The organism is Agreia bicolorata (assembly GCF_000938265.1).
In the GTDB taxonomy this organism is placed as follows: domain Bacteria; phylum Actinomycetota; class Actinomycetes; order Actinomycetales; family Microbacteriaceae; genus Agreia; species Agreia bicolorata.
Genome location: NZ_JYFC01000001.1, coordinates 276,539 through 297,684 on the forward strand (window position 1 = coordinate 276,539; position 21,146 = coordinate 297,684).

22 protein-coding genes and 1 pseudogene are annotated in these 21,146 nt (G+C 63.3%); 3 read left to right on the top strand and 20 right to left on the bottom strand.

Annotated elements, in window-relative coordinates; all coding sequences use genetic code 11:
* Nucleotides 1-25: 25 nt before the first annotated feature.
* From TZ00_RS01285 to TZ00_RS18550, 6 genes and pseudogenes are all read right to left on the bottom strand, one after another.
* Complete coding sequence (locus tag TZ00_RS01285; RefSeq protein ID WP_238579531.1) at nucleotides 26-922, bottom strand: ABC transporter substrate-binding protein; 897 nt, start codon at nucleotides 920-922, stop codon at nucleotides 26-28.
* Between the two features lie 136 nt (nucleotides 923-1,058).
* On the bottom strand, nucleotides 1,059-3,932 hold the full coding sequence (locus tag TZ00_RS01290; protein WP_044438691.1) for an FtsK/SpoIIIE domain-containing protein: 2,874 nt from the start codon (nucleotides 3,930-3,932) through the stop codon (nucleotides 1,059-1,061).
* A 107-nt stretch (nucleotides 3,933-4,039) separates the two neighbouring features.
* Nucleotides 4,040-4,462 carry an FHA domain-containing protein gene (locus TZ00_RS01295; RefSeq protein WP_052521183.1) on the bottom strand — a complete coding sequence of 141 codons (423 nt, stop codon included), beginning with the start codon at nucleotides 4,460-4,462 and terminating at the stop codon, nucleotides 4,040-4,042.
* A 21-nt stretch (nucleotides 4,463-4,483) separates the two neighbouring features.
* Nucleotides 4,484-4,558 (bottom strand): annotated as a pseudogene (locus tag TZ00_RS20550) (zinc-ribbon domain-containing protein); the annotation flags it as partial.
* Complete coding sequence (locus TZ00_RS01300) at nucleotides 4,555-5,379, bottom strand: PP2C family protein-serine/threonine phosphatase (RefSeq protein WP_044439267.1); 825 nt, start codon at nucleotides 5,377-5,379, stop codon at nucleotides 4,555-4,557. The pseudogene TZ00_RS20550 and the gene TZ00_RS01300, both read right to left, overlap by 4 nt.
* Nucleotides 5,380-5,454: 75 nt before the next feature.
* Nucleotides 5,455-6,477, bottom strand: coding sequence for an FHA domain-containing protein (locus TZ00_RS18550; protein ID WP_052521184.1), 1,023 nt, complete (start codon nucleotides 6,475-6,477; stop codon nucleotides 5,455-5,457).
* Nucleotides 6,478-6,630: 153 nt separating this feature from the next.
* Between TZ00_RS18550 and TZ00_RS01310 the strand changes: the two genes are divergently transcribed.
* Both TZ00_RS01310 and TZ00_RS01315 read left to right on the top strand, forming a co-directional pair.
* Nucleotides 6,631-7,098 (top strand): Lrp/AsnC family transcriptional regulator, encoded by a 468-nt coding sequence (locus TZ00_RS01310; protein ID WP_044438693.1) that lies wholly within the window; start codon nucleotides 6,631-6,633, stop codon nucleotides 7,096-7,098.
* 5 nt (nucleotides 7,099-7,103) lie between these two features.
* Complete coding sequence (locus TZ00_RS01315; protein WP_044439269.1) at nucleotides 7,104-8,486, top strand: aspartate aminotransferase family protein; 1,383 nt, start codon at nucleotides 7,104-7,106, stop codon at nucleotides 8,484-8,486.
* 7 nt (nucleotides 8,487-8,493) lie between these two features.
* On the opposite strand, the gene TZ00_RS01320 is transcribed toward TZ00_RS01315, so the two are convergent.
* On the bottom strand, nucleotides 8,494-9,579 hold the full coding sequence (locus TZ00_RS01320; protein WP_152631048.1) for a DUF4192 domain-containing protein: 1,086 nt from the start codon (nucleotides 9,577-9,579) through the stop codon (nucleotides 8,494-8,496).
* A 190-nt stretch (nucleotides 9,580-9,769) separates the two neighbouring features.
* Between TZ00_RS01320 and TZ00_RS01325 the strand changes: the two genes are divergently transcribed.
* Nucleotides 9,770-10,378 carry a DNA-3-methyladenine glycosylase I gene (locus TZ00_RS01325; RefSeq protein ID WP_044438697.1) on the top strand — a complete coding sequence of 203 codons (609 nt, stop codon included), beginning with the start codon at nucleotides 9,770-9,772 and terminating at the stop codon, nucleotides 10,376-10,378.
* A 1-nt stretch (nucleotide 10,379) separates the two neighbouring features.
* Here TZ00_RS01325 and TZ00_RS18555 read toward each other — a convergent pair whose 3' ends face one another.
* The 13 genes from TZ00_RS18555 to TZ00_RS01390 form a co-directional block, all read right to left on the bottom strand.
* Entirely contained in the window at nucleotides 10,380-10,916 is a 537-nt protein-coding gene (locus tag TZ00_RS18555; protein ID WP_052521185.1) for a DUF5684 domain-containing protein, read from the bottom strand.
* A gap of 39 nt (nucleotides 10,917-10,955) precedes the next feature.
* The gene (locus TZ00_RS01335; RefSeq protein ID WP_338010779.1) at nucleotides 10,956-11,621 is read right to left on the bottom strand and encodes a YaaA family protein; all 666 of its coding nucleotides are present in this window, start codon (nucleotides 11,619-11,621) and stop codon (nucleotides 10,956-10,958) included.
* Between the two features lie 110 nt (nucleotides 11,622-11,731).
* Nucleotides 11,732-11,995 carry a F0F1 ATP synthase subunit epsilon gene (locus TZ00_RS01340; protein ID WP_044438698.1) on the bottom strand — a complete coding sequence of 88 codons (264 nt, stop codon included), beginning with the start codon at nucleotides 11,993-11,995 and terminating at the stop codon, nucleotides 11,732-11,734.
* Nucleotides 11,996-11,997: 2 nt separating this feature from the next.
* Nucleotides 11,998-13,461 carry a F0F1 ATP synthase subunit beta gene (gene atpD, locus TZ00_RS01345; RefSeq protein ID WP_044438700.1) on the bottom strand — a complete coding sequence of 488 codons (1,464 nt, stop codon included), beginning with the start codon at nucleotides 13,459-13,461 and terminating at the stop codon, nucleotides 11,998-12,000.
* A gap of 20 nt (nucleotides 13,462-13,481) precedes the next feature.
* On the bottom strand, nucleotides 13,482-14,381 hold the full coding sequence (locus TZ00_RS01350; protein WP_044438702.1) for a F0F1 ATP synthase subunit gamma: 900 nt from the start codon (nucleotides 14,379-14,381) through the stop codon (nucleotides 13,482-13,484).
* Nucleotides 14,382-14,384: 3 nt separating this feature from the next.
* Nucleotides 14,385-16,022 carry a F0F1 ATP synthase subunit alpha gene (gene atpA, locus TZ00_RS01355; RefSeq protein WP_044438705.1) on the bottom strand — a complete coding sequence of 546 codons (1,638 nt, stop codon included), beginning with the start codon at nucleotides 16,020-16,022 and terminating at the stop codon, nucleotides 14,385-14,387.
* Between the two features lie 61 nt (nucleotides 16,023-16,083).
* Complete coding sequence (locus TZ00_RS01360; protein WP_044438707.1) at nucleotides 16,084-16,881, bottom strand: F0F1 ATP synthase subunit delta; 798 nt, start codon at nucleotides 16,879-16,881, stop codon at nucleotides 16,084-16,086.
* Nucleotides 16,882-16,885: 4 nt separating this feature from the next.
* A complete protein-coding gene (locus tag TZ00_RS01365; protein ID WP_044438708.1) occupies nucleotides 16,886-17,455 on the bottom strand; it encodes a F0F1 ATP synthase subunit B in 570 nt (189 codons plus the stop codon).
* 34 nt (nucleotides 17,456-17,489) lie between these two features.
* Nucleotides 17,490-17,723, bottom strand: a complete 234-nt coding sequence (gene atpE, locus TZ00_RS01370; RefSeq protein WP_035837596.1) for an ATP synthase F0 subunit C — start codon at nucleotides 17,721-17,723, stop codon at nucleotides 17,490-17,492.
* 46 nt (nucleotides 17,724-17,769) lie between these two features.
* On the bottom strand, nucleotides 17,770-18,567 hold the full coding sequence (gene atpB / locus TZ00_RS01375) for a F0F1 ATP synthase subunit A (RefSeq protein ID WP_044439272.1): 798 nt from the start codon (nucleotides 18,565-18,567) through the stop codon (nucleotides 17,770-17,772).
* Between the two features lie 201 nt (nucleotides 18,568-18,768).
* Nucleotides 18,769-19,242 (bottom strand): Cg1360 family ATP-synthase-associated protein, encoded by a 474-nt coding sequence (locus TZ00_RS01380; RefSeq protein WP_052521186.1) that lies wholly within the window; start codon nucleotides 19,240-19,242, stop codon nucleotides 18,769-18,771.
* A gap of 1 nt (nucleotide 19,243) precedes the next feature.
* Nucleotides 19,244-20,458 carry an MraY family glycosyltransferase gene (locus TZ00_RS01385; RefSeq protein ID WP_044438714.1) on the bottom strand — a complete coding sequence of 405 codons (1,215 nt, stop codon included), beginning with the start codon at nucleotides 20,456-20,458 and terminating at the stop codon, nucleotides 19,244-19,246.
* A 3-nt stretch (nucleotides 20,459-20,461) separates the two neighbouring features.
* Nucleotides 20,462-21,136 (bottom strand): L-threonylcarbamoyladenylate synthase, encoded by a 675-nt coding sequence (locus tag TZ00_RS01390; RefSeq protein WP_044438716.1) that lies wholly within the window; start codon nucleotides 21,134-21,136, stop codon nucleotides 20,462-20,464.
* Nucleotides 21,137-21,146 lie beyond the last annotated feature (10 nt).

Sequence of the window (21,146 nt, forward strand, 5' to 3'; positions counted from 1 at the left end):
CGCCCGAGTCGGGCAGGATGAACTCCTATTTGTCGCCCGCCTCCGCGTTGATGAGCGTGATGTCACCAGACCAGCAGATGGCCGCCAGTGTGTCCTCGTTCTGCAGATCGTTCAGGTATGCGTTGCCCTTGATGTTGCGCACCTGCCCGTCGTCGACCTGTTTGCGGAACAGATCTACGGCATCCATGAACTGGGCCTCGCCCCAGTCACTCGAAACGTCCGTTCCCTGTGACTGCATGATGACTCCGATGGTGTCTCGCATCTCGCTCAGCACGCCCACACGGCCTTTGAGTTCCGGATTCCACAGATCTTCGACCGATCGGAGGCCCTTCGGCAGCCGCTCCTTGTTCCAGCAGATGCCCGCGAACCCGCCCTGCCAGGGAAGCGAGTGCGTGCGACCGGGATCGAAGTCAGGGTTCGCGAGCGACGGCAGCATGTTCTTCTTGTTGGGAATGTTGCTGGCGTCGAGCTCCTGCACATAGCCTTTTCGCACAAGACGGGAGACCATCCATTCCGTGAGGCACACGGTGTCCGCACCGATGTCCTGGCCCAGCGCAAGTTGGTCTTTTACTTTGCCGTAGTAGGTGTTGTTGTCGTCGACGGCGACGTTGTAGGTGACGCTGATGCCGGTCTGTTCCTCGAATCCGATGACCGTGGGGTAGTTGCCGTCGTCGTCTTCATCGATGTACGCGGGCCAGTTGTCCCACACGAGCGACTTGTCCGACGCCGACGAGTCGACGGCTGCCAGCGGTGCAGGACGCGGGCCGGTCGAGCAGGCGGCCAATGCCAAGGCGCCGAGTCCCATTCCTGCTCCGGCCAGCACCGAGCGCCGGGACAACGCGATCTGCTTCGCCCGTTGCATGGACCGCGCGTACGCGATCGCCTGCTGGATCATCGGGTCACGGGGCAGCGGTGCGTTCATGTCGGGTGGGTCTCCGAACTCGGCGGACATCAGGGTGGTCTGATAGTGGCATAGCAGAGGAGGTCGTGGGGCAAAACAGGGCGAAAGCGTCAATACCGAAACATAGAATTCACGAAATCCGCTGCCATATTGGCGATTACCGGCCGGAAACCTCTGCCGGCTCGAATCGAGTAACCGTGTCATCGGGCGTGAGCAACCATCGTGCAGGCCGCCCGTGATCGACAGCCGGCGGCAGGTCACGGCGCCGAGTCAGCGAGCGAAAATCGCTGAGCGAGCACCCGTCGAAATAGACGGGGATGCGGCTTCGTAGACTCGCGAATGTGCTCCACGCGGCGATCCAGGCGTCAGGCGTGCCGACCATCCATACCGGCATGTCGTCCGCGGGCGTGAAAGCCGACAGTGCAGCACGATCGCTGGCGTCGATCAGGGTGACCGCATCGGGCATCGCGTCGCCCGGTCGATCGAGAAAGTGCGCGGGGCGAGACGTGACGACGAGCAAGACGGGCGGCATCGATCGGCGATGCGTGCGCACATGCCGCGACGGCACCACTGTTCGTGTCGGCGCAAGAGTCGGAACGAGCGCCACCTGCAACCGTGCTCCTCGCCAATGCCCCGCCCCCGGAGGCAGACGGGGATTGTGGTCAGAGGACGCACCTTCGGCGACGATGTACTCCTGACGACTCGCGAATCTGAGGTGGATACGTTCCGGAAAGAGCGGCGCGAGGCCGGTGAGGGGCGCGGCCAGCCGCTGGGCCGAGGCGATGAGCGTGATCCCGCATGCCGGGCCATCCCGCAGAATGGCGGCCAGGTCGGAGACGAGAACGCTCTGGTACTCGGCATCGAAACGGCGCAACGCGGAATCGAGGTCGTCGATGAGCACAACGACCGGTGAGCAAGGATCGTCGCCGGCTTGCCTCTCCCGACACAGAGCGACGACATCGCGCACCGTGTCCCACATCTGCTCGATGCCCGCGCCGACGGCGACCACCGCGGATGCCTGATGAGCGATCGTCGAGAGAAGGGTCGATTTTCCCGAGCGCGACGAACCGAGGATCAGCAGCGGCCCCTGTTCGGTCAGGTCATAGCAAGCGAGTGGCTGACGCTGCTCGTCGGGTAGATCCAGCAGGCCGAGCGCAAGACCCGAAGACGGTCTCGGAAGATCGTCGAGCATGATCCGATGAGGCAGAGCGGGCAGCCATGGCGCTCGGATGCCAGACCCGGTCGCGGTTCGGCCGTCGACGAGGGCGGCGGCATCCGTGTAGGCCACCTGCACGGCGACCGGCGATCGGCCGCCCACCGAGATGAGGCAGCGACCGCGCTGATCGGGAGACAGCATAGTCGCTGCCGGGCTGCCGATGATGGCGGTCGAATCGGCCGCGTTGTTCACTCGCAGAGACAGCCGAAGCTCGCAATTTGCGAGCAGAGAGTCCTTGACGACCCCGGACGGTCTCTGTGTGCAGAGCACGAGGTGCATGCCGAGCGACCGCCCCCTGGCCGCGATATCGGCGAACACATCGTGCAACTGCGGAAACTCCGACAGCATCGCGGCGAACTCGTCGACGACGATCACCAGACGGGGCAGACGGCCACCGAGTCGCTCGTCGGAGATGTCTCGGGCGGACGCGTCGCGGAGAACTCCTTCCCGCCATCGCACTTCGGCCCTGAGGCTCGACAGAGCACGCTCAGCCCCTCCGGGATCGAGGTCGGTGATCAGCCCGACACACTGCTCGAGACCTGTCAGTGGGTCGAACGCCGCTCCGCCCTTGAAGTCCACGAGCAGAACGGTGAACGCGGCGGCGGTGTGTGCCTGAGCCAGCGCGGCCACCCAGGTGACGAGGAGCTCGCTCTTTCCACTTCCGGTGGTGCCGGCGACGACCGCGTGCGGGCCCTGTTCGACGAGGTCGAGGTTGAAGACCTCGCCCTGCTCGCCGATTCCGATCGCCGCGCTGAGCCCGGGCACTGACGGCCGGGGTGCTCCCCCGTCTCCTCTGCGCACCCGCGCCTCGACCTCGGCAGCGGTTACACGCGATGGCAGTTCGAAGAGCACATGACCGGCTGCAGCCGTCTGCCGATTCAGCCTTCTGCTGAAATCCTCCACCTCGATGACCGATACGAATTCGCCTCCGATCTGAAACGGAGTCGAGAGCGTGGGATGCCGAAGAACCGTGACATCAGCAACCGAATCCGCGGCGATGACCACGTTCGCCTCCGCCGGCACCGCTTCGACAGAGTCGGCGACAACGATGAACGTCGCGCAGAGAGGTCGTCGGGCCCCGTCGAGCGAGCCGAGCGACACCTCTTCTCCGCCGGAGTGAGGCAGTGAGTGCACCCACGCCCACGCACGGGAATCCTGGGTCCGCATCGTGGAGCCCGCCAGAAAGGTGACCGCATCGGGTGAGACGGCCGCGGCGAGCTGCACGGCATACCCTCGGGCGATCGCGTGAGCTAGCGGGGGCGCCCCGACGACGACGATCCGCGCGGGAGACGCCGCAAGCACGGGTGCGTCCGTCAGCAGAAGAGCCGCCGAGCGCAACCGTCGCGAATCGTCATCGTCATCGGTACCTCCCTCGACTCTGATACTGCTCCTCGCCGATCCGGTGCCCAGACAGACCACCGCCTGCCCCGCCACTGTCGCCGTGAACGGGTTGGCCGTCCGATCAAGAATCGACCGCGCCGAGGGGGCACACTGTCTCAGCGTCGAGATCTCGCGCGCGTGGAAGGCATCCACACGCTCGGCAAAGGCGCGTTTCCGCCGCACCAACTCGGCGTCGCTTCGTCTCTTCGCCCGTCTCCCGTTGAACCGCCCGTCGAGAAGCGTCGCCACGGCCATCACCGGTGAGAGCAGCGCGAAGATCAGCGCGAGAGGCGAATGCAGAACGAACCAGACCACCACCGCCACCCCCAGTGGGGCGAGCGCTCCGATGATCGGAAATGGCGGCTTCGGAGGCGGGTCCGCCGGCCGAGGAACGACGATGACCTCGTCGGCAAGGAACGAGTCATGGCGGCGCATGGAACGAGTAGACCTCGGGGGCAGCCCCGCTCGCCTGCACCCGCTCCCACCGGTGGAGAGATCGCCCTGAATCCGCCCTGTGAGCGGATCCGAACAGAGGGCTGCTCCTAGAGCACGTCGAAATACTGCTCGCCGATTCGGATGCGCGTGCCTCGGGCCACTCCATACCGTTCGCCAGGCAGGGCATCCACCGACTCCTCTCCGGAGACGGAGATCGAGGTTCCGTTGCCGGAGTTCCTGTCGCTGACCCAGAACATGCCGTTCTCGATTCCGAACTCGAGGTGAGTCTTCGACACGCTCAACTGCGGATCGACGATGCGCACGATTTCGAGTGGACGCTCACTTTCGGAGGCAACCGGGTTTCGCCCGATGAGTCCCGGTCCGGCCACGACGACGTTCTCGCCGGTGCTGAACACAAGCCGGAAGACAGCCCGCGCAGCAGACGACTTCGGCGTGGGCCGGGCAGGAGCGGTGAAGGCCTCGTGTCGTCCCGGCATGGGCAGAGGCTCCACGTGCTGCGTGTCGCTCATTGCCGACGCAGCCAGCACCGAACTCCCGCACTCGCCACAGAACATCGCGCCACTGGGAAGCACTGTTCCGCAGGTCTTGCACCGCACCGCACTCATCGGGTTCGCGCGCTCGGTCGCGTCGATTCGATCTCATCGACAGCCAACGAGACGTCGACGACAAGCACCGTCACGTTGTCTCTGCCGCCGTTCGCCAGCGACGCGGCGACGAGCTCGCTCACAGCGCGCTCGGCGGACTCAGTCGTCGCCAAGTAGTGCCGGATGCCGTGATCGGTGAGTTCCTTCGTCAGTCCGTCGGAGCAGACAAGGATCCGCTGGCCCGGCACAACGGGAACGAGCGAGTAGTCGGGAACCGACCTGTCGTGGAATCCAACAGCCCGGGTGATCACGTTGCTGTCTGGATGCACATCGGCCTGCTCTCGCGTGATCAGGCCGGCGGCCACCATCTCCTGCACGACGGAGTGGTCGGTCGTGATCTGCTCGAGCACGCCATCGGCGAAGATGTAGACCCGCGAGTCCCCGATATTGAACACGGCCCACTGCGCTTCGTCGTCGACAACGGTGAGTGCGACACCGGTGACCGTGGTTCCCGTTCCCAGCACACTCTCGTCGCCCACCTTGTCGATGTCGGCGCGCGCTGACTCGAGGGCTCGGTCGATCGTGTCCGCATCGATGTAGGCCCTGCCTGTGATGTCTCCGAGGCGCGTAACGACCGCAGCGCTGGCGATGTCCCCAGCGGAGTGGCCGCCCATGCCGTCTGCCACGGCGAAGAGCGGCGGATTCGCGACGACGCTGTCTTCATTGACGGCACGCTTGTTGCCTCGGTCTGACAGGAACGACCAGGTAAGGGTCAGAGTTGTGTCGGCGGCGCCGGGAAGGACAACGCTCACGTGGGCGTTGCTGTCACCGATCTGGGTCACGGGACTCTTCTCCTCGACATACTGTTCGGACGCGGGCGCAGACACCTGTGTCGGTGCGCGGACCGCTCTGCACGGTCAATCCGCTCCGGGAAGTATCTCGATGACATTTCCGTCACCGATCTCGACCCGGCTGTATGGGGGAAGAACGATCGAGTCCCCCTGCTTCAACTTTATCCGAGGAGAGCCGGGCAGAGTGACGGCGGTGCCATTCGTCGACTGAAGATCGGTCACAACGACCTCACGACCTCGCTGCACGATATGCAGATGCGAAGCCGAGACCTCGCGAGTGGGCGACGGCACTTCGACGAGAATCACCTGATCACCTGAAAGCTGACGTGGGCCGCGCGGACGACGCCCGATGAACACGGGAACGTGCAGCTCGAAGGGCGCCTGCGACCCGACCCTCACACGACTGGGCCGAAGACGCTGCGGCGACAGCGTGTCGACCTCAGGCGCGCCGCTGTGTCGGCCCGGGCGCAGACCCGGAGTTCGGTCCAACGTGATCTCGCTGTCGTCGCCTGCGACGGCCGTCGCCCGCGACTCGAGCCGCACGCGTCTCACCGACGGGTCGACGATCGCATGACGCTCGTCGAGCATCCAGACCACCGAATCGACGGATGCGACGCCAAGCACGAGCGGAAGCTCGGCCCCCGAGATGGTGAGCGCGGGTGCGGGGCCACCGGCGTCGAGACTTTCTCCGAAGCGAAGTCCGGTCACGTCCGAGAACGATGCGAGATGCCAGGGACGAAGTCCTTGCGACGAAAACCGTCGAGGCGCGGCGCCTGTCGTGTACACGTCGACGACGGAGATTCCCCGCGCGACGACGGAGACGACCGCGGACGACGGGCCATCAGTCTCCAAAGCGGCTACGGCGAACGAGGTCACCGCGTCGGTGCCGAGCGACGGAATAGTCTGAACGACACGCTCGAACGACGTGGAGCCGCTCGACATTTCGCGCCACACTCGAGACAGCACGGTCGGCGGACATCCGTCGGCCAGGACGGCGACCAAGCCCGGCGCGACGAAGGCCAGCCAGGAGCCCGATGACGAAGCCGCCTCATATGCGACCCGCCCTCGGGTCATATCGGGCACGTTCACCCGTTGAGCCTAATCGCCGACGCACAGAGCATCGCTCCACCGCCGCCCCATCGCGACGTGAGCGAGCATTCAATTCAACTGATTTCGCGGTGAAAGAGATCATCTACGACGAAATCCCTTGATGGCAGGCCGTCGCGCTGACAGAATCGAGGCATGAGTTCGAAACCACGACAATCCCATCTCGATGACACGTCGAAGGCGATCATCGAGCAGCTCCAGGTCGACGGTCGACGGTCGTACGCCGAGATCGGCAAGGCCGTCGGCCTGAGCGAGGCAGCCGTGCGACAACGGGTGCAGAAGCTTACCGAGTCGGGCGTGATGCAGATTGTCGCTGTCACTGATCCATTGCAACTCGGGTTCTACCGGCAGGCCATGATCGGCCTGAAAGTGTCGGGCGACACCCGTATCGTCGCCGACGCGCTCGCCGCGATACCGGCCGTCGACTACGTTGTGCTCACCGCGGGCACATTCGACATCATGGCCGAGGTCGTCTGTGAGAGCGATGACGATCTCATAACTCTGCTCAACTCGCAGATCCGGCATCTCGACGGAGTCATCTCAACCGAGACGTTCGTCTATCTGAAACTGCACAAGCAGCTCTACAACTGGGGTACCCGATGAATGACATGACCTATTCCGACGCAGCGGAGAGCGAGCTGCAGCGCAAGGCGAAAGACCATCTGTGGATGCATTTCAGCCGGCAGTCGGTGATGGAATCCGGCGCAGGCGTGCCGATCATCACACGCGGCGAGGGGCATCACATCTGGGACAGTCGAGGAAAGAAATACATCGACGGCCTCTCGGGTCTGTTCGTGGTGAACGCAGGTCATGGTCGCCGTCGTCTGGCGGAGACCGCCGCTCGCCAGGCAGAAGAACTGGCCTTCTTTCCCGTGTGGTCGTATGCGCACCCGAACGCGATCGAGCTTGCCGACCGGCTCGCCCACTACGCGCCGGGCGACCTGAACCGCGTGTTCTTCTCGACCGGCGGCGGGGAGGCTGTGGAGACGGCGTTCAAACTGGCCAAGTACTACTGGAAGCTTCAGGGGCGGCCCACGAAGCACAAGGTCATCTCGCGCGCAGTCGCCTATCACGGCACGACCCAGGGCGCGTTGGCAGTGACTGGGATTCCGGCCATGAAGGCGATGTTCGAACCCGTCACGCCGGGCGGCTTCCGCGTGCCCAACACGAACTTCTACCGCGCGCCCGAGCACGGCGACGATCCTGTCGCGTTCGGAATCTGGGCTGCCGATCGCATCGAGGAGATGATTCAGTTCGAGGGCCCAGACACAGTGGCTGCGGTCTTTCTCGAGCCGGTTCAGAACTCGGGTGGATGCTTTCCCCCGCCGCCCGGATACTTTCAGCGGGTGCGTGAGATCTGCGACCGCTACGACGTTCTCTTGGTCAGCGACGAGGTCATCTGCGCGTTCGGCCGCATCGGCCACATGTTCGCCTGCGACGAATACGGCTATGTGCCCGACATGATCACCTGCGCCAAGGGTATGACCAGCGGATACTCCCCTATCGGCGCGACCATCGTGAGCGACAGGGTCTATGAGCCGTTCAAGCACGGCCAGACATCGTTTGCGCACGGCTACACGTTCGGCGGACATCCTGTGTCGGCCGCCGTCGCGCTGGCGAATCTTGACATCTTCGAAGAGGAGAAACTCAACGAGAATGTCCGCGCGAATTCGCCGCTCTTCCGCTCCACGCTCGAGAAGTTGAACGATCTGCCGATCGTGGGCGACGTGCGCGGCGACGGATACTTCTTCGGCATAGAGCTTGTGAAAGATAAGGCGACCAAAGAGACGTTCGATGACGAGGAGTCGGAGAGGCTGCTCCGCGGCTTCCTCTCGAAGGCGCTCTTCGACGCCGGACTCTACTGCCGCGCCGACGACCGGGGAGATCCCGTCATTCAGTTGGCGCCACCACTCACCGTTGGCGCGGCTGAGTTCGATGAGATCGAGCAGATACTGCGCGGTGTACTCACGGAGGCCTGGAGCAGACTCTGATCACCGGTCACACGGCCTGCCTGCCCACCCAATCGGGCACCCGGCCCGTACTGATCAGTTGCTCGAAGAGCCGGGCCAACTCGTACCCCGGGCCGATAGACAGAGCCTCTTCGAGATAGTCTCCCGCTGCGGAGCCCTGTCCTCGTGCCCACTCGAACCAGGCGAGCATGGTGAACGGAGCCAGCTGCCAGGGTCGAGGTGCCAGCGAGACGAGGTGGCGTAGAAGGCGTACCGCGCCCTCAATCCTCAGTCCGTCAGGGCATTCCCGACCCTCGCCGACGAAGGTCTGGAGAATCGACCCGTCAGGCACGGCCATTCCGCGACGAAGCATGGCCGTGTCCGCGGCAGCCCGATCTCCGGCATCGTCACCCCAGGCTAGAAGCATCAACACGCAATCTCGCACCCCCTTGTCTCTGATACTCCGGAGGAGGGCTGCCAGCGCTTTCGGCGGAATGTCGGTCGGCGCGGATTCGATGGCGTCTGTCCAGAGGATCTGTGCCGCCGACCACTCCCACAGTCGTTCTCTGTCGCGCACATCGTGCATGATTGCGGCCGACGCCTCGGACACCTCGTCGCGCTGCCCTCTCGGCGCGTCTTCTACCGGTGGCGCGCCCTGAGTTACTCCCTGTACATTACGCGGCGCGCCGACGCTGTCGAGCTCCGAATCGATCCGGGTCGTGTCGCTGTCGTTGAATTCGCCGTGCTCCGCATCGAGATACGAAGCCCACGCGCGACCGGAGCAGCACAGCGCGTCGACGATGCCTAGCCCTGCGGATGCCATCCTGGTGACGATGGCCTCGACGAGTTGCGGCCGAGGCGGCCGATCCTCCGCCGACCATACGTCGTCGGTGTAGATCGCTATGAGGACCGCATCCACCCCGGGCACCCGACTGATGAGTCGGATGATCGCATCCGCAATCAGCCGCGGGTTGGTCTGTTGCGACTCGGCGGGTAGATCGACTCGCAACGAGGCGGCTGTCTGCCGGCTCTGAAACGTTTGGACGACAATGCTGTTCGCTGGGGTGTAGCCCATGATGCGAGGCAGCGCGATCAAAAAATCTGCGGGTCGTTTCGCTTTCACCGAGGAAGTCATGATGAGAGGCTGCCGCCTCCCGTGCACCGAAACGACGGCCGTCCGGCAGTCTGTGCAGAAACCCTGGGAACTGCGCAGTGTGACGGAGTGGACGATTGCGGCCCTCTCCACAAACGCAGGTCACTCGAACGATCCCCAGCGGGGCTCACTGTGACAGTGCGCCACGGTCCACGGAGATACTCTCGGAATCATGACACGAAAACTTCTCTCAACCGGAGACGACGGTATCGCGCGATGCGGTTGGGTCTCCGATGACTCCGAATATCGGCGGTATCACGACGAGGAATGGGGAACCCCACTGCACGGCGACACAGGCCTCTTCGAAACGATCGCGTTGGAGGGATTCCAGTCGGGACTCTCCTGGCTCACCATTCTGAGGCGGCGGCCGGCATTCCGCATCGCTTTCGACGACTTCTCGATCGAGCGCGTCGCTCAATTCGACGAGGTCAAGATCGACGAGTTGGCCGTCGACTCATCGATCATCCGCAATCGTCAGAAGATCACGGCCACGATCACAAACGCTCGAACGATCCACGAGTTGGTGAGTCACAACCCGGGGGCCCTCGATCGGCTGATCTGGAGCCACGCTCCGTCGTCGCACAAGCGTCCCCGCACAGTCGACGAGGTGCTAACGGTGACAGACGAGTCGCGTGCTCTCAGCAAGCAGTTGCGAAGCCTCGGACTCGGGTTCGTAGGGCCGACCACGATGCACGCCTTGATGCAAGCAGCGGGGCTGATCAACGATCACGCGCTGGGCTGCGTGCGGGGCGACGAGCTAGAGAAGGCGGCGGCGGCCTGACTCAATATGTGGGGTTCTGCGGGCCACCTGTCGGCGGAGCCGCATAGACAGGCCTCGCCTGCGGTATGTAGCGCAGCACGGCGCCGGTAGGTCTCGCCCAATCCGGAGCGATGAAGATGCCCGCGATCGGTTGAGGGTTCCACACAGATCGGTTGAACGCGAAGATGCCCCACCATACGTACGGAACGAAGATGTACAGCACAACCCAGGTGCCTGTCTTACCGAAGCGCAAGCCGATGTTGTAAGCGGCGATGCAGATGAACACACTCGACGCGATGTTGACCAAGGGCACGAACGCGACAAGGGCCCACCAACCGGCCTGTCCCCCGAGTTCGAGGAACACCCACGAGTTGTAGACCGGAACCCAGGCCTTCCACGCGGGCTCTCCCGCTTTCACGAAGATCTTGCTCAGGAACCACGAGCTGACGACATAGATGGCAGCGATCAGAAGCACGTAGAACGCCGTGAAGATCAAGGTGAAAATCAGTCCGGCGGCAGCTCCGGCCGCCGTGCCATCCGGGTCATATGTCGTGATCATGCAGCAAGACTAGCGGCAACGCCAACCAGCCTGCCGTGATCAGACGCCGGAGGTGAAGAGGCGGATCTCTCCGGGGTCTCCGAACTCCATCCGATGCCCGGCTTGCACGGCTACGGTGAACACCTCATCGACCGTCGCGAGATCGCGTGCATGCATAAGCAGCGCTCGCGTCAACAGCCCCTTCGCCTTCTTGTTGAAGTGGTTCAGGGCGCGCACGCTGCCGTCATCGGATTCGGTCACAACCCGCAGGAACCAGGAGTTCCCTCCCCGTGGCAGAGGCGACAGAGCAACGTAGGCCTCAGATCGAAAATCGAGCACAAGGTCGTTGGTTGCGGCAATCTCCTGAGGCACAAGAGGCGCCCACGTCTTGGCCAGATGGACTCCCGGCAGCTTCGAGTCGTGCGACAACCTGTAAGCCGGGATAGGATCCATGGCACCAATAGGCCCCAGCAGCGCGGATTGGATCACTACATGGCCCGCCGCAAACGACCGGGCCTCGGCTGACAGGCTGGCAGAGTCTAGAGCGTCAAAGACGACACCCGTGTACCTGTCTATAGCGGGCATCGTCGGCGATGTAGTCACCGTGCGATTGCGCAGAACCTCTGAGCGCTGGCGGGCGCTGATCTTCAACGCTTTGAGGCTTGCGTCCTCATCGCGAGAGATCGCGCGCAATTCTCGAACGAGACGACGACGAGTCGCCGTCAACGACGAAAAAATCGCAAGCGGGCCAGATCCAGCCTCGCGGCGTCACCCCCTTCCCGCTTCGTCTCAGACGGGGGAAGGAGGATGAGCACGAGGTGGTCGACCCGCTTGCGTTAAACGAGCGCCGCGTTGCGCGCGACGATCGTGATGGTGTTGTTCTCTACAGAAAGAAAGCCGTCATCGGCCTGAGCCGTGATTCGTGCACCCGAAGCCTGCGTTACGCGGACCTCTCCCTCGGCCAAGATGGCGAGAAGAGGCTCGTGACCGGCCAGGATACCTATCTCGCCTTCGACCGTTTTGGCAATGACCATGGTTGCCTCGCCCGACCAGACTTCCTGATCGGCCGAGACGACACTCACGGTAAGGGGCGATGCCATGACTAGCCGTTCTCTTTCTGGATCTGAGCCCACTTCTCTTCGACGTCGTTGATGCCACCGACGTTGAAGAAGGCCTGCTCGGCCACGTGGTCGAAGTCACCGTTGGCGATAGCCGAGAACGACTCGATCGTGTCTTTCAGAGGAACAGTCGAACCCTCGACGCCAGTGAACTTCTTGGCCATGTAAGTGTTCTGCGACAGGAACTGCTGGATACGGCGGGCCCGCGAGACGGTGATCTTGTCTTCTTCGGACAGCTCATCGACACCGAGGATCGCGATGATCTCCTGGAGTTCCTTGTTCTTCTGAAGGATGGCCTTGATTCGCACGGCCGTGTTGTAGTGGTCCTCACCCAAGTAGCGGGGGTCGAGGATACGGCTCGTCGACGTCAGCGGGTCGACGGCCGGGTACAGACCCTTCGACGCGATCTCACGCGACAGCTCTGTGGTGGCGTCAAGGTGCGCGAACGTGGTGGCCGGCGCCGGGTCGGTGTAGTCGTCAGCGGGCACGTAGATCGCCTGCAGCGATGTGATCGAGTGACCACGGGTCGACGTGATGCGCTCCTGGAGGATACCCATCTCGTCGGCCAGGTTCGGCTGGTAGCCCACCGCGGACGGCATGCGGCCGAGCAGCGTGGAGACCTCGGAACCCGCCTGCGTGAACCGGAAGATGTTGTCGATGAAGAGCAGAACATCCTGCTTCTGCACGTCGCGGAAGTACTCCGCCATCGTCAGGGCCGACAGTGCGACGCGAAGACGCGTTCCCGGCGGCTCGTCCATCTGGCCGAACACAAGGGCCGTCTTGTCGAAGACTCCGGCCTCTTCCATCTCGGCGATGAGGTCGTTGCCCTCACGGGTGCGCTCACCGACACCGGCAAACACAGAGACACCACCGTGATCCTGCGCGACGCGCTGGATCATCTCCTGGATCAGAACGGTCTTGCCGACACCGGCGCCTCCGAAGAGTCCGATCTTTCCACCCTGCACATAGGGGGTCAGAAGGTCGATGACCTTGATACCGGTCTCGAAGAGCTCCGTCTTCGACTCGAGCTGGTCGAATGCCGGGGGCTTGCGGTGGATGGGCCAGCGCTCCGTGATCTCGATCTTCTCGCCCGGCTCAGCGTTGAGCACCTCACCGATGACGTTGAAGACCTTGCCCTTGGTGACGTCGCCGACGGGAACCGTAATCGGCTCTCCGGTGTCGGTGACTTCCTGACCGCGAACGAGTCCGTCGGTCGGCTTCAGAGCGATGGCGCGAACCAGGTCGTCTCCGAGGTGCTGGGCGACCTCGAGGGTCAACACGGTCTCGGGAGCGCCCGGAATGGCGATCGTGGTCTTGAGGGCGTTGTAGATGCCCGGGATCGAGTCGTGGGGGAACTCGATGTCCACGACAGGGCCGGTGACGCGGGCGATGCGGCCGACAGCGCCGGGCGCAGTCGTCGTCGCAGCTTCAGGTGCGGTCAGTGTCATTGCTTCTCTCTTCTTTCGCGCTACTTTGCCGAGCTCAGCGCGTCGGCGCCGCCGACGATCTCGGAAATCTGTTGGGTGATCTCGGACTGGCGAGCATTGTTCGCCAGTCGTGTGTAGTCGCGGATGAGGCCATCCGCGTTGTCGCTCGCAGCCTTCATAGCCTTCTGCGTCGCGGCGTGCTTGGCAGCCGCGGACTGGAGCATGGCGTTGAACAGACGCGACTCGATGTAGACGGGAAGCAGCGAATCGAGAACGGAGGCAGCGTCGGGCTCGAACTCATAGAGCGGCAGAACCGCCTTCGAGTCGGGCTCTTCAACACCCTCGACGACCTCGAGCGGAAGCAGACGAACAACCTCGGGAACCTGAACGAGCATCGACACGAAACGGTTGTAGACGATGTGGATCTCGTCGACACCGCCCTCGGCCGCCGGCTTCAGGAACGACTCGAGAATGGCATCGCCGATCTCCTTGGCCGTCTCGAACTCGGGGTTGTCGGTGCCGCCCTGCCAAGTCTTCTCTGACGCCCGACGACGGAACGCGAAGTACGCGTTCGCCTTGCGACCGACCAGGAAGTACACGACATCCTTGCCCTGGCTTCGCAGCAGCTCGGCCAGCTGCTCCGACTCCTTGAGCACGTTGCTGTTGAAGGCACCGGCCAGACCTCGGTCACTCGAGAAGATGACGATCGCCGCGCGCTCGATCTTCTCCGGCTCGGTGGTGAGGATGTGCTCGACATTCGAGTACGACGCCACTGCTGAGACGGCACGAGTGATCGCCCGCGAATACGGGGTGGATGCCGCAACTCGCGCCTGCGCTTTTTGAATGCGCGAGGCGGAGATGAGCTCCATGGCCCTGGTGATCTTCTTGGTCGTCTGGGCAGACTTGATCTTCTGCCGGTAGACGCGGAGTTGCGCTCCCATAAGTTAGCGGCGACCCTTCACGATCTTTTCCTGGTTGACGTCTTCAACCTTGGTCGCAGTGAACTCCTCGCGGCCGACCGAGGCGAGCGGCTTGCCTTCGCCCGTCTGGAACTCGAGCTTGAACTTGTCGACCTCGGAGTCGAGCAGCGCGGCTGTCTCGTCGGAGAGAACGTTGGACTCACGCAGCGTGGTCAACACCTGGGTGTTGCGGGCAAGGTAGTCGAGAAGCTCGCGCTCAAAACGCAGGATGTCTTCGACAGGAACCTCGTCGAGCTTGCCATTCGTTCCAGCCCAGATCGCGACGACCTGGTCTTCGACGGGGTACGGCGAGTACTGAGGCTGCTTCAGCAGCTCAGTGAGGCGCGCACCACGGGCGAGCTGGCGACGCGACGCCGGGTCGAGGTCGGAAGCGAACATCGCGAATGCCTCGAGCGAGCGGTACTGAGCGAGCTCCAGCTTCAGGGTTCCGGAGACCTTCTTGATCGACTTGACCTGAGCGTCGCCACCGACTCGCGACACTGAGATACCCACGTCGACCGCCGGACGCTGGTTGGCGTTGAAGAGGTCGGACTGCAGGAAGATCTGGCCGTCGGTGATCGAGATCACGTTGGTCGGGATGTAGGCCGACACGTCGTTGGCCTTGGTCTCGATGATCGGAAGGCCGGTCATCGAACCCGCACCCAGCTCATCGGAGAGCTTGGCGCAACGCTCGAGCAGACGGGAGTGCAGGTAGAACACGTCACCGGGGTATGCCTCGCGTCCCGGCGGACGACGAAGAAGAAGGGACACGGCGCGGTACGCCTCTGCCTGCTTCGACAGGTCATCGAAGATGATGAGAACGTGCTTGCCGCCGTACATCCAGTGCTGGCCGATAGCCGAGCCCGTGTAGGGGGCGAGGTACTTGAATCCCGCGGGGTCCGAAGCGGGAGACGCGACGATGGTCGTGTACTCGAGCGCTCCGGCGTCTTCGAGCGCGCCCTTCACCGAGGCGATGGTCGAGCCCTTCTGGCCGATGGCGACGTAGATGCAGCGAACCTGCTTGTTGACGTCGCCCGACTCCCAGTTGGCCTTCTGGTTGATGATCGTGTCGATCGCGATGGCGGTCTTACCGGTCTGGCGGTCACCGATGATGAGCTGGCGCTGGCCACGGCCGACGGGGATCATGGCGTCGATGGCCTTGATGCCGGTCTGCATGGGCTCGTGCACGCTCTTGCGCTGCATCACGCCGGGTGCCTGCAGCTCGAGTGCGCGGCGCCCTTCTGATGCGATCTCTCCGAGACCATCGATCGGGTTGCCCAGCGGGTCGACGACGCGACCCAGGTAGGCGTCGCCGACGGGAACCGAGAGGACCTCGCCCGTGCGCTGCACCTCCATGCCTTCGACGATGCCCGAGAATTCACCCAGGATGATGACACCGACCTCGTCTTCGTCGAGGTTCTGGGCAAGTCCCAGAGTTCCGTCGGCGAAGCGGATCAGTTCGTTTGCCATAACGCCGGGAAGACCCTCGACGTGGGCGATACCGTCACCGGCGTCGGTAACGTATCCGACCTCGGTCTTGGTGGCCTTGCCGGGCTCGTAGGACTTCACGAAGTCCTGAAGAGCACCACGGATCTCGTCGGGGCTGATCGATAGTTCTGCCATCGTTTTTCCTTTTTTCTGCCGAAGGATTCGCTCCGGCGTGTAGCAAGCCAGCCACAAGGGGCTAGCCAGCGAGCTGAAGTCTCAAATCGTTGATGCGGGCGGAGACGCTGCCATCGATGACATCATCTCCAACCTGGATGCGAAGACCGCCGATGAGGGCGGGATCGATCTGCTGGTTCACGGAGAGGGCGCGTCCGTACAGCGACGAGAGCCCCTTCTCCAGACGCTCCAGCTGCGCGGGAGCGATGGGAGTCGCACTGGTGACGGTGGCGATCGACTTGCCGGCCTGATCTGCCACGATGTTCGCCGCTACCCGAAGCAGCTCTCCGATGCGTCGGCCACGGGGCTGGGCAACAAGCTGCTGCACGATCGCAAGCGTCTGAGCCGATGCCTTGCCCTTGAGCAGAGCATTGACCAGGGCGAGCTTGGCGTCGACAGCTCCGAGCTTCGAGCCGAGCGCGAGCTCGAGCTCATCGCTCGTCGAAACCGCTTCGCCGAAGCGGGCCAGTTCGGCCTCGATCGATTCGGCGTCCGTTGCCGAATCGGCGAGCACTCGGAAGCCGAGCTCTTCTACGGCCTCGAGCAGGTCGTCGTGGCTGGACCAGCGGCTGGCGGCCACGTCACTCAGAATACGAACCGCTTCTGCGTCGAGCTTCGAGCCGAAGAGTTCTGAGACGACCCCGGCCTTCGATGCCTGATCTGCGGACGGGTCCGCGAGGAGCGACAGGAGTGCAGACGACTCGCCGATGACCCGGCCCGCAAGAAGCAGCTGCTCCCCGGTGGCGAGAGTGGTGCCACCGCCCTGGCCAGCGAGTCTGGCTCGAACGCCCGCGATAGCTTCTCTGGTCGCTGATCCCATGTGCTTACTTGTTTCCGGCGGTCGGGGCGGATGCCTCGGACGCCTCAAGGTCAGCGAGGAAGCGATCGACAATGCCGGCAGCCTTGGCGTCGTCCTTGACGGACTCACCGATGACGCCCGACGCGAGGTCGAGAGCAAGGCTTCCGACCTCTGCACGCAGCGACACAACAGCCGCCTGACGCTCAGCTTCGATCTGGCTCGTTGCCTGCGCCTGGATGCGGGCAGCATCGAGCTGAGCCTGCTCTTTGAGCTCGGCCGCGATCTTCAGAGCGTCGGCACGAGCCTGCTCACGGATCTTGCCGGCCTCGGCGCGACCTTCGGCGAGCTGAGCCGTGTACTGCTCGAGAGCAGCCTCGGCCTGCGCCTGAGCCGCGTCGGCCTTGGCGATGTTGCCCTCGATGGCGGCGGAGCGCTCGTCGAGCATCGTCTTGACGCGAGGAAGCACCATTCTCCAGAAGAAGAACAGGATGATGACGAAGCAGAGAGCCGACCAGACGATGTCGTAGATCTCTGGGATGAGCGGATTCGTCGTCTCGGCCGTTTCCTCTGCGGCAGCTAGAAATGCGTGAAGCACTCCAGCCTCCTATCTGTTAGTGAGCGAAGCGGGATCAGACGAAGATGAAGTAGGTCGCGATACCGATGAAGGCCAGAGCCTCGGTGAAGGCGATACCGATGTACATCAGAACCTGCAGGCGGCCTGCGAGCTCGGGCTGGCGGGCGACACCCTCGATGGTCTTTCCAACGACGATACCGACGCCGATGGCCGGGCCGATGGCCGCGAGACCATAACCGACCGTCGCGATGTTTCCGTTGATCTCGGCGAGAACGGTTGTTGCGTCCACGTGTGTTTCCTTCCGTGATGTCGAACGAGGCGGGCGCCTAATTCGTTTAGTGTTCCTCAGCCAGCGCGAGCTGGGTGTAGACAGCGGTGAGCAGGGTGAAGACGTAAGCCTGAAGCACGGCGACGAGAATCTCGAAGAGTGTGAACACGAAGCCGAAGGCCAGCGTTCCGACACCGAAGAGAGCGAACCAGCCGCCGGCCGTGAAGAAGAAGAACCAGGTGGCCCCGAAGAACAGCACCAGCAGAAGGTGGCCGACGACCATGTTCATGAGCAGTCGGAGAGTCAGCGTGACCGGACGCAGAACGAACGTAGAGAGGAGCTCGATCGGCGTCACGATGATGTAGAGACCCTTGGGCACTCCGGGCGGGAAGAGAGCGTTCTTGAAGAATGCGCCGGGATGCTTCTTGATACCCGCGTAGATGAAGGTCACGTAGGCGACCACCGCGAGCACCAGCGGCACACCGATGACCGACGTTCCGGCGAGGTTCAAGAACGGAATGATGCCCGTGAGGTTCATAGCGAGAACCATGAAGAAGATCGTGGTCAGAATCGGCAGGAATCGCTTGCCGTCTTTTTTGCCCAGCAGGTCTTCGGCGATCGTGACGCGAACGAAGTCGAGCGCCATCTCGGCGATGCTCTGGCCCCGTGTGGGAACCAGCTTCATCTTGCGCGTTCCGAGCCAGAAGAGAATCAGGATCGCGGCGACGGCGATGAAGCGGATCAGAATGACCCGGTTGATCTCGAAAGGGGTACCGGGGAAGAAGATGACTTCTGGGAAAAATTCCTCGATGGACGGACCGTGGAATTGACCATCATCGGCAGCCAACGGCACAAGCAAGTTCAGAGCGTTAGCTAACAGCGCTATCTCCTGGTTCGGGGCGTGGAGCAAGACTCTCGCGACGACGAATGATGGGGTGTGCTGCCTCTGGGTGACAACCCTAGTGACGCAGCGGAACGATCGTGATGAAGCCTATCAAGAGTTAGGCCCCCCTGACCAATCGAGAAGGCCTATTGGTGCGCCGAATGTGCCGGATCGGACATATTCTTACTCGCCGGGCAGCGTGACGTCGCTTGCATAGCTCATGCGGGATGTAGCGACCACGACGACATCGACGATGAGCGAGCCGAGCACGCCAGCGATGATGCATAGGAACATCACCACGGGATTGATCCAAGGCTGGTCGCGCAGGAGGAAGACGAGCACGAGGAAGATCGCGAATTTCACGATCCACGCGCCCATCACGACAGCGAAGAAGATTGCGGTGAAGAAATCCGTTCCTGAGAAGCGGTTGGCGACGAGGATCGACGCGGCGGTCAGGCCGGTGAACAAGATGGCCATCGCCGTTCCCACGAGAGCGCTCACCAGGCCTCGCTCGGCATCGACGAGAAAACCCACCACTCCCCCGATCACCGCGATGGCCAGGGCGAGCAGGCCGCCCCATTTCAGGATGCGCATAAAGACGGGCCGCGCGGAGGATCCAGAGGCGGCTGGGGTGGCACGGGGGGTGGGGGTCGACACGCTAGGCGCCTTTCGTTTCGGCGGGGGGTGAGACTGATTCGGACGCCGCATCGAGCGGGTCGAGCGATGCAGCCATCGACGCCTCGGGGCTCTCGACCTCTGTCGACTGGGCCGTGGCCTCGACGACCTTGCGTCGACTGAGAGGCGCCAGGGTCAGGACAGTGCACACGACCAGACCGACGAGCAGGAACACAACTGCGTAGCCGGTCGGAACGAGGAAGAACAGCAGGCAGCCGACCGAGACGACGGCCGTCCATGCGTAGAAGATGAGAACCGCGTGGAAGTGCGAGTGCCCCATGTCGAGCAGCCGGTGATGAAGATGCTTTCTGTCTGCACTGAAGGGGCTCTTGCCCGCACGAAGGCGCCGAAAGACGGCGAGCCCGAAGTCGAGCAGCGGCAACACGAGGATGGCGAAGGGAAGCAGGATCGGAATGAACGCGGGAAGCAGTTCGCGCCGGCCCAGTGTCGCTGGGTCGATGACTCCGGTGACTGCGATGGCGCTGGTGGCCATGAGTAGTCCGACCAGCATGGCGCCCGCGTCACCCATGAACAGCTTCGCCGGGTGCCAGTTGAGCGGCAGGAATCCCGCGCACGCACCGATCAGGATGGCGGAGATGAGCGCGGCGAGGTTGAAGTAGTCGGTAGCCGACCCCTCCTGAATGAGCAGGAAGGTGTAAAGGAAGAAGACGCCGTTCGCGATGAGACATACTCCCGCCACCAGCCCGTCGAGGCCGTCGATGAAGTTGATGGCATTCATCACCAGCACGACCGCGAACAGGCTGATGATGAGCGACATCACGCCGGATCCGACCGCGAGCGTTCCCGCAATCGGAAGCGAGACGATCGCGACGCCCTGCCAGACGAGAAGCCACGCCGCGATGATCTGACCCGCGAGCTTGATAGTCCAGTCGAGGTCGATGAGGTCGTCGATCACTCCGATCACCACGATGATCAGGGCCGCGCCCAGAATTGCGAACACCGGTCCCGGGTTGACGAAGACCAGTCTGAATCCATCGACCTGCGAGGCCACGGCGAAGGCGACGACCATGCCGATGAACATGGCGACACCGCCCAGCCGCGGTGTGGGTCGGGTGTGCACATCGCGTTCGCGGATCTTGGGATAGAGCCTGAACCGGTGACTCAGCTTGTACACGATGAGCGCGAGCCCAAAGGTGACGACGGCCGAGATCGCAGCGACAAGCAGGTAGATCCGCACGGATCAGCCGCCCAGTCGCTCGTCGGGCACCGAGAGCACATCACCCAGAATCGACCGTAGCTGCTCCTCCGAAACCGCCCCGTGACGCACGATTCGAATCGCGCCGTCGTCGCCGAACGTGCTCGCATCGACGATCGTCGATGTGATCGTTTCGGTTGCGCCGCCGTCGAGATACACGTCGACGCTGTCGCCGAGACTTTCACGTGCGAGGGATGCCGTGGTTGCGGCAGGCTCGCCGGTGAGATTCGCCGACGACACCGCCAAGGGGCCTACCTCGGTGAGCAGTTCGAGGGCGATGGGGTCGGACGGCTGGCGCAGCGCGACGGTGCCGCGGGTGTCGCCGAGGTCCCACGCGAGCGAAGACCGTGCAGGAACGATGATCGTGAGCCCGCCGGGCCAGAATGCATCGACCAGGTCGCGCACGGGCTGGCTCACCGTCTCGGCGAGGGCATCGAGGGTGGCGACTCCTGGCACGAGAACGGGAGGCGGTGAGCTGCGAGTACGACCTTTGGCATCGAGCAATGCCTGAACCGCAGCCGGGTTGAACGCATCGGCCGCGATGCCGTACACCGTATCTGTCGGGATCACGACGAGAGCGCCGCGGCCGATAGCGGCACGGGCCAGTCGCATCCCTGTCAGGAGCTCAGACGGAACCGAGCAGTCATAGAGGGCAGCCATATCGACCCCA

Bases quoted from the DNA above. Each gene is read 5' to 3' on its own strand.
- TZ00_RS01295 (WP_052521183.1), bottom strand. From the start codon at position 4,462: ATGAGCGACACGCAGCACGTGGAGCCTCTGCCCATGCCGGGACGACAC.
- TZ00_RS01310 (WP_044438693.1), top strand. From the start codon at position 6,631: ATGAGTTCGAAACCACGACAATCCCATCTCGATGACACGTCGAAGGCG.
- TZ00_RS18555 (WP_052521185.1), bottom strand. From the start codon at position 10,916: ATGATCACGACATATGACCCGGATGGCACGGCGGCCGGAGCTGCCGCC.
- atpD (WP_044438700.1), bottom strand. From the start codon at position 13,461: ATGACACTGACCGCACCTGAAGCTGCGACGACGACTGCGCCCGGCGCT.
- TZ00_RS01315 (WP_044439269.1), top strand. From the start codon at position 7,104: ATGACCTATTCCGACGCAGCGGAGAGCGAGCTGCAGCGCAAGGCGAAA.
- TZ00_RS01340 (WP_044438698.1), bottom strand. From the start codon at position 11,995: ATGGCATCGCCCCTTACCGTGAGTGTCGTCTCGGCCGATCAGGAAGTC.
- atpA (WP_044438705.1), bottom strand. From the start codon at position 16,022: ATGGCAGAACTATCGATCAGCCCCGACGAGATCCGTGGTGCTCTTCAG.
- TZ00_RS01350 (WP_044438702.1), bottom strand. From the start codon at position 14,381: ATGGGAGCGCAACTCCGCGTCTACCGGCAGAAGATCAAGTCTGCCCAG.
- TZ00_RS01325 (WP_044438697.1), top strand. From the start codon at position 9,770: ATGACACGAAAACTTCTCTCAACCGGAGACGACGGTATCGCGCGATGC.
- TZ00_RS01360 (WP_044438707.1), bottom strand. From the start codon at position 16,881: ATGGGATCAGCGACCAGAGAAGCTATCGCGGGCGTTCGAGCCAGACTC.
- TZ00_RS01285 (WP_238579531.1), bottom strand. From the start codon at position 922: ATGAACGCACCGCTGCCCCGTGACCCGATGATCCAGCAGGCGATCGCG.
- TZ00_RS01320 (WP_152631048.1), bottom strand. From the start codon at position 9,579: ATGACTTCCTCGGTGAAAGCGAAACGACCCGCAGATTTTTTGATCGCG.
- TZ00_RS01290 (WP_044438691.1), bottom strand. From the start codon at position 3,932: ATGCGCCGCCATGACTCGTTCCTTGCCGACGAGGTCATCGTCGTTCCT.
- TZ00_RS01390 (WP_044438716.1), bottom strand. From the start codon at position 21,136: ATGGCTGCCCTCTATGACTGCTCGGTTCCGTCTGAGCTCCTGACAGGG.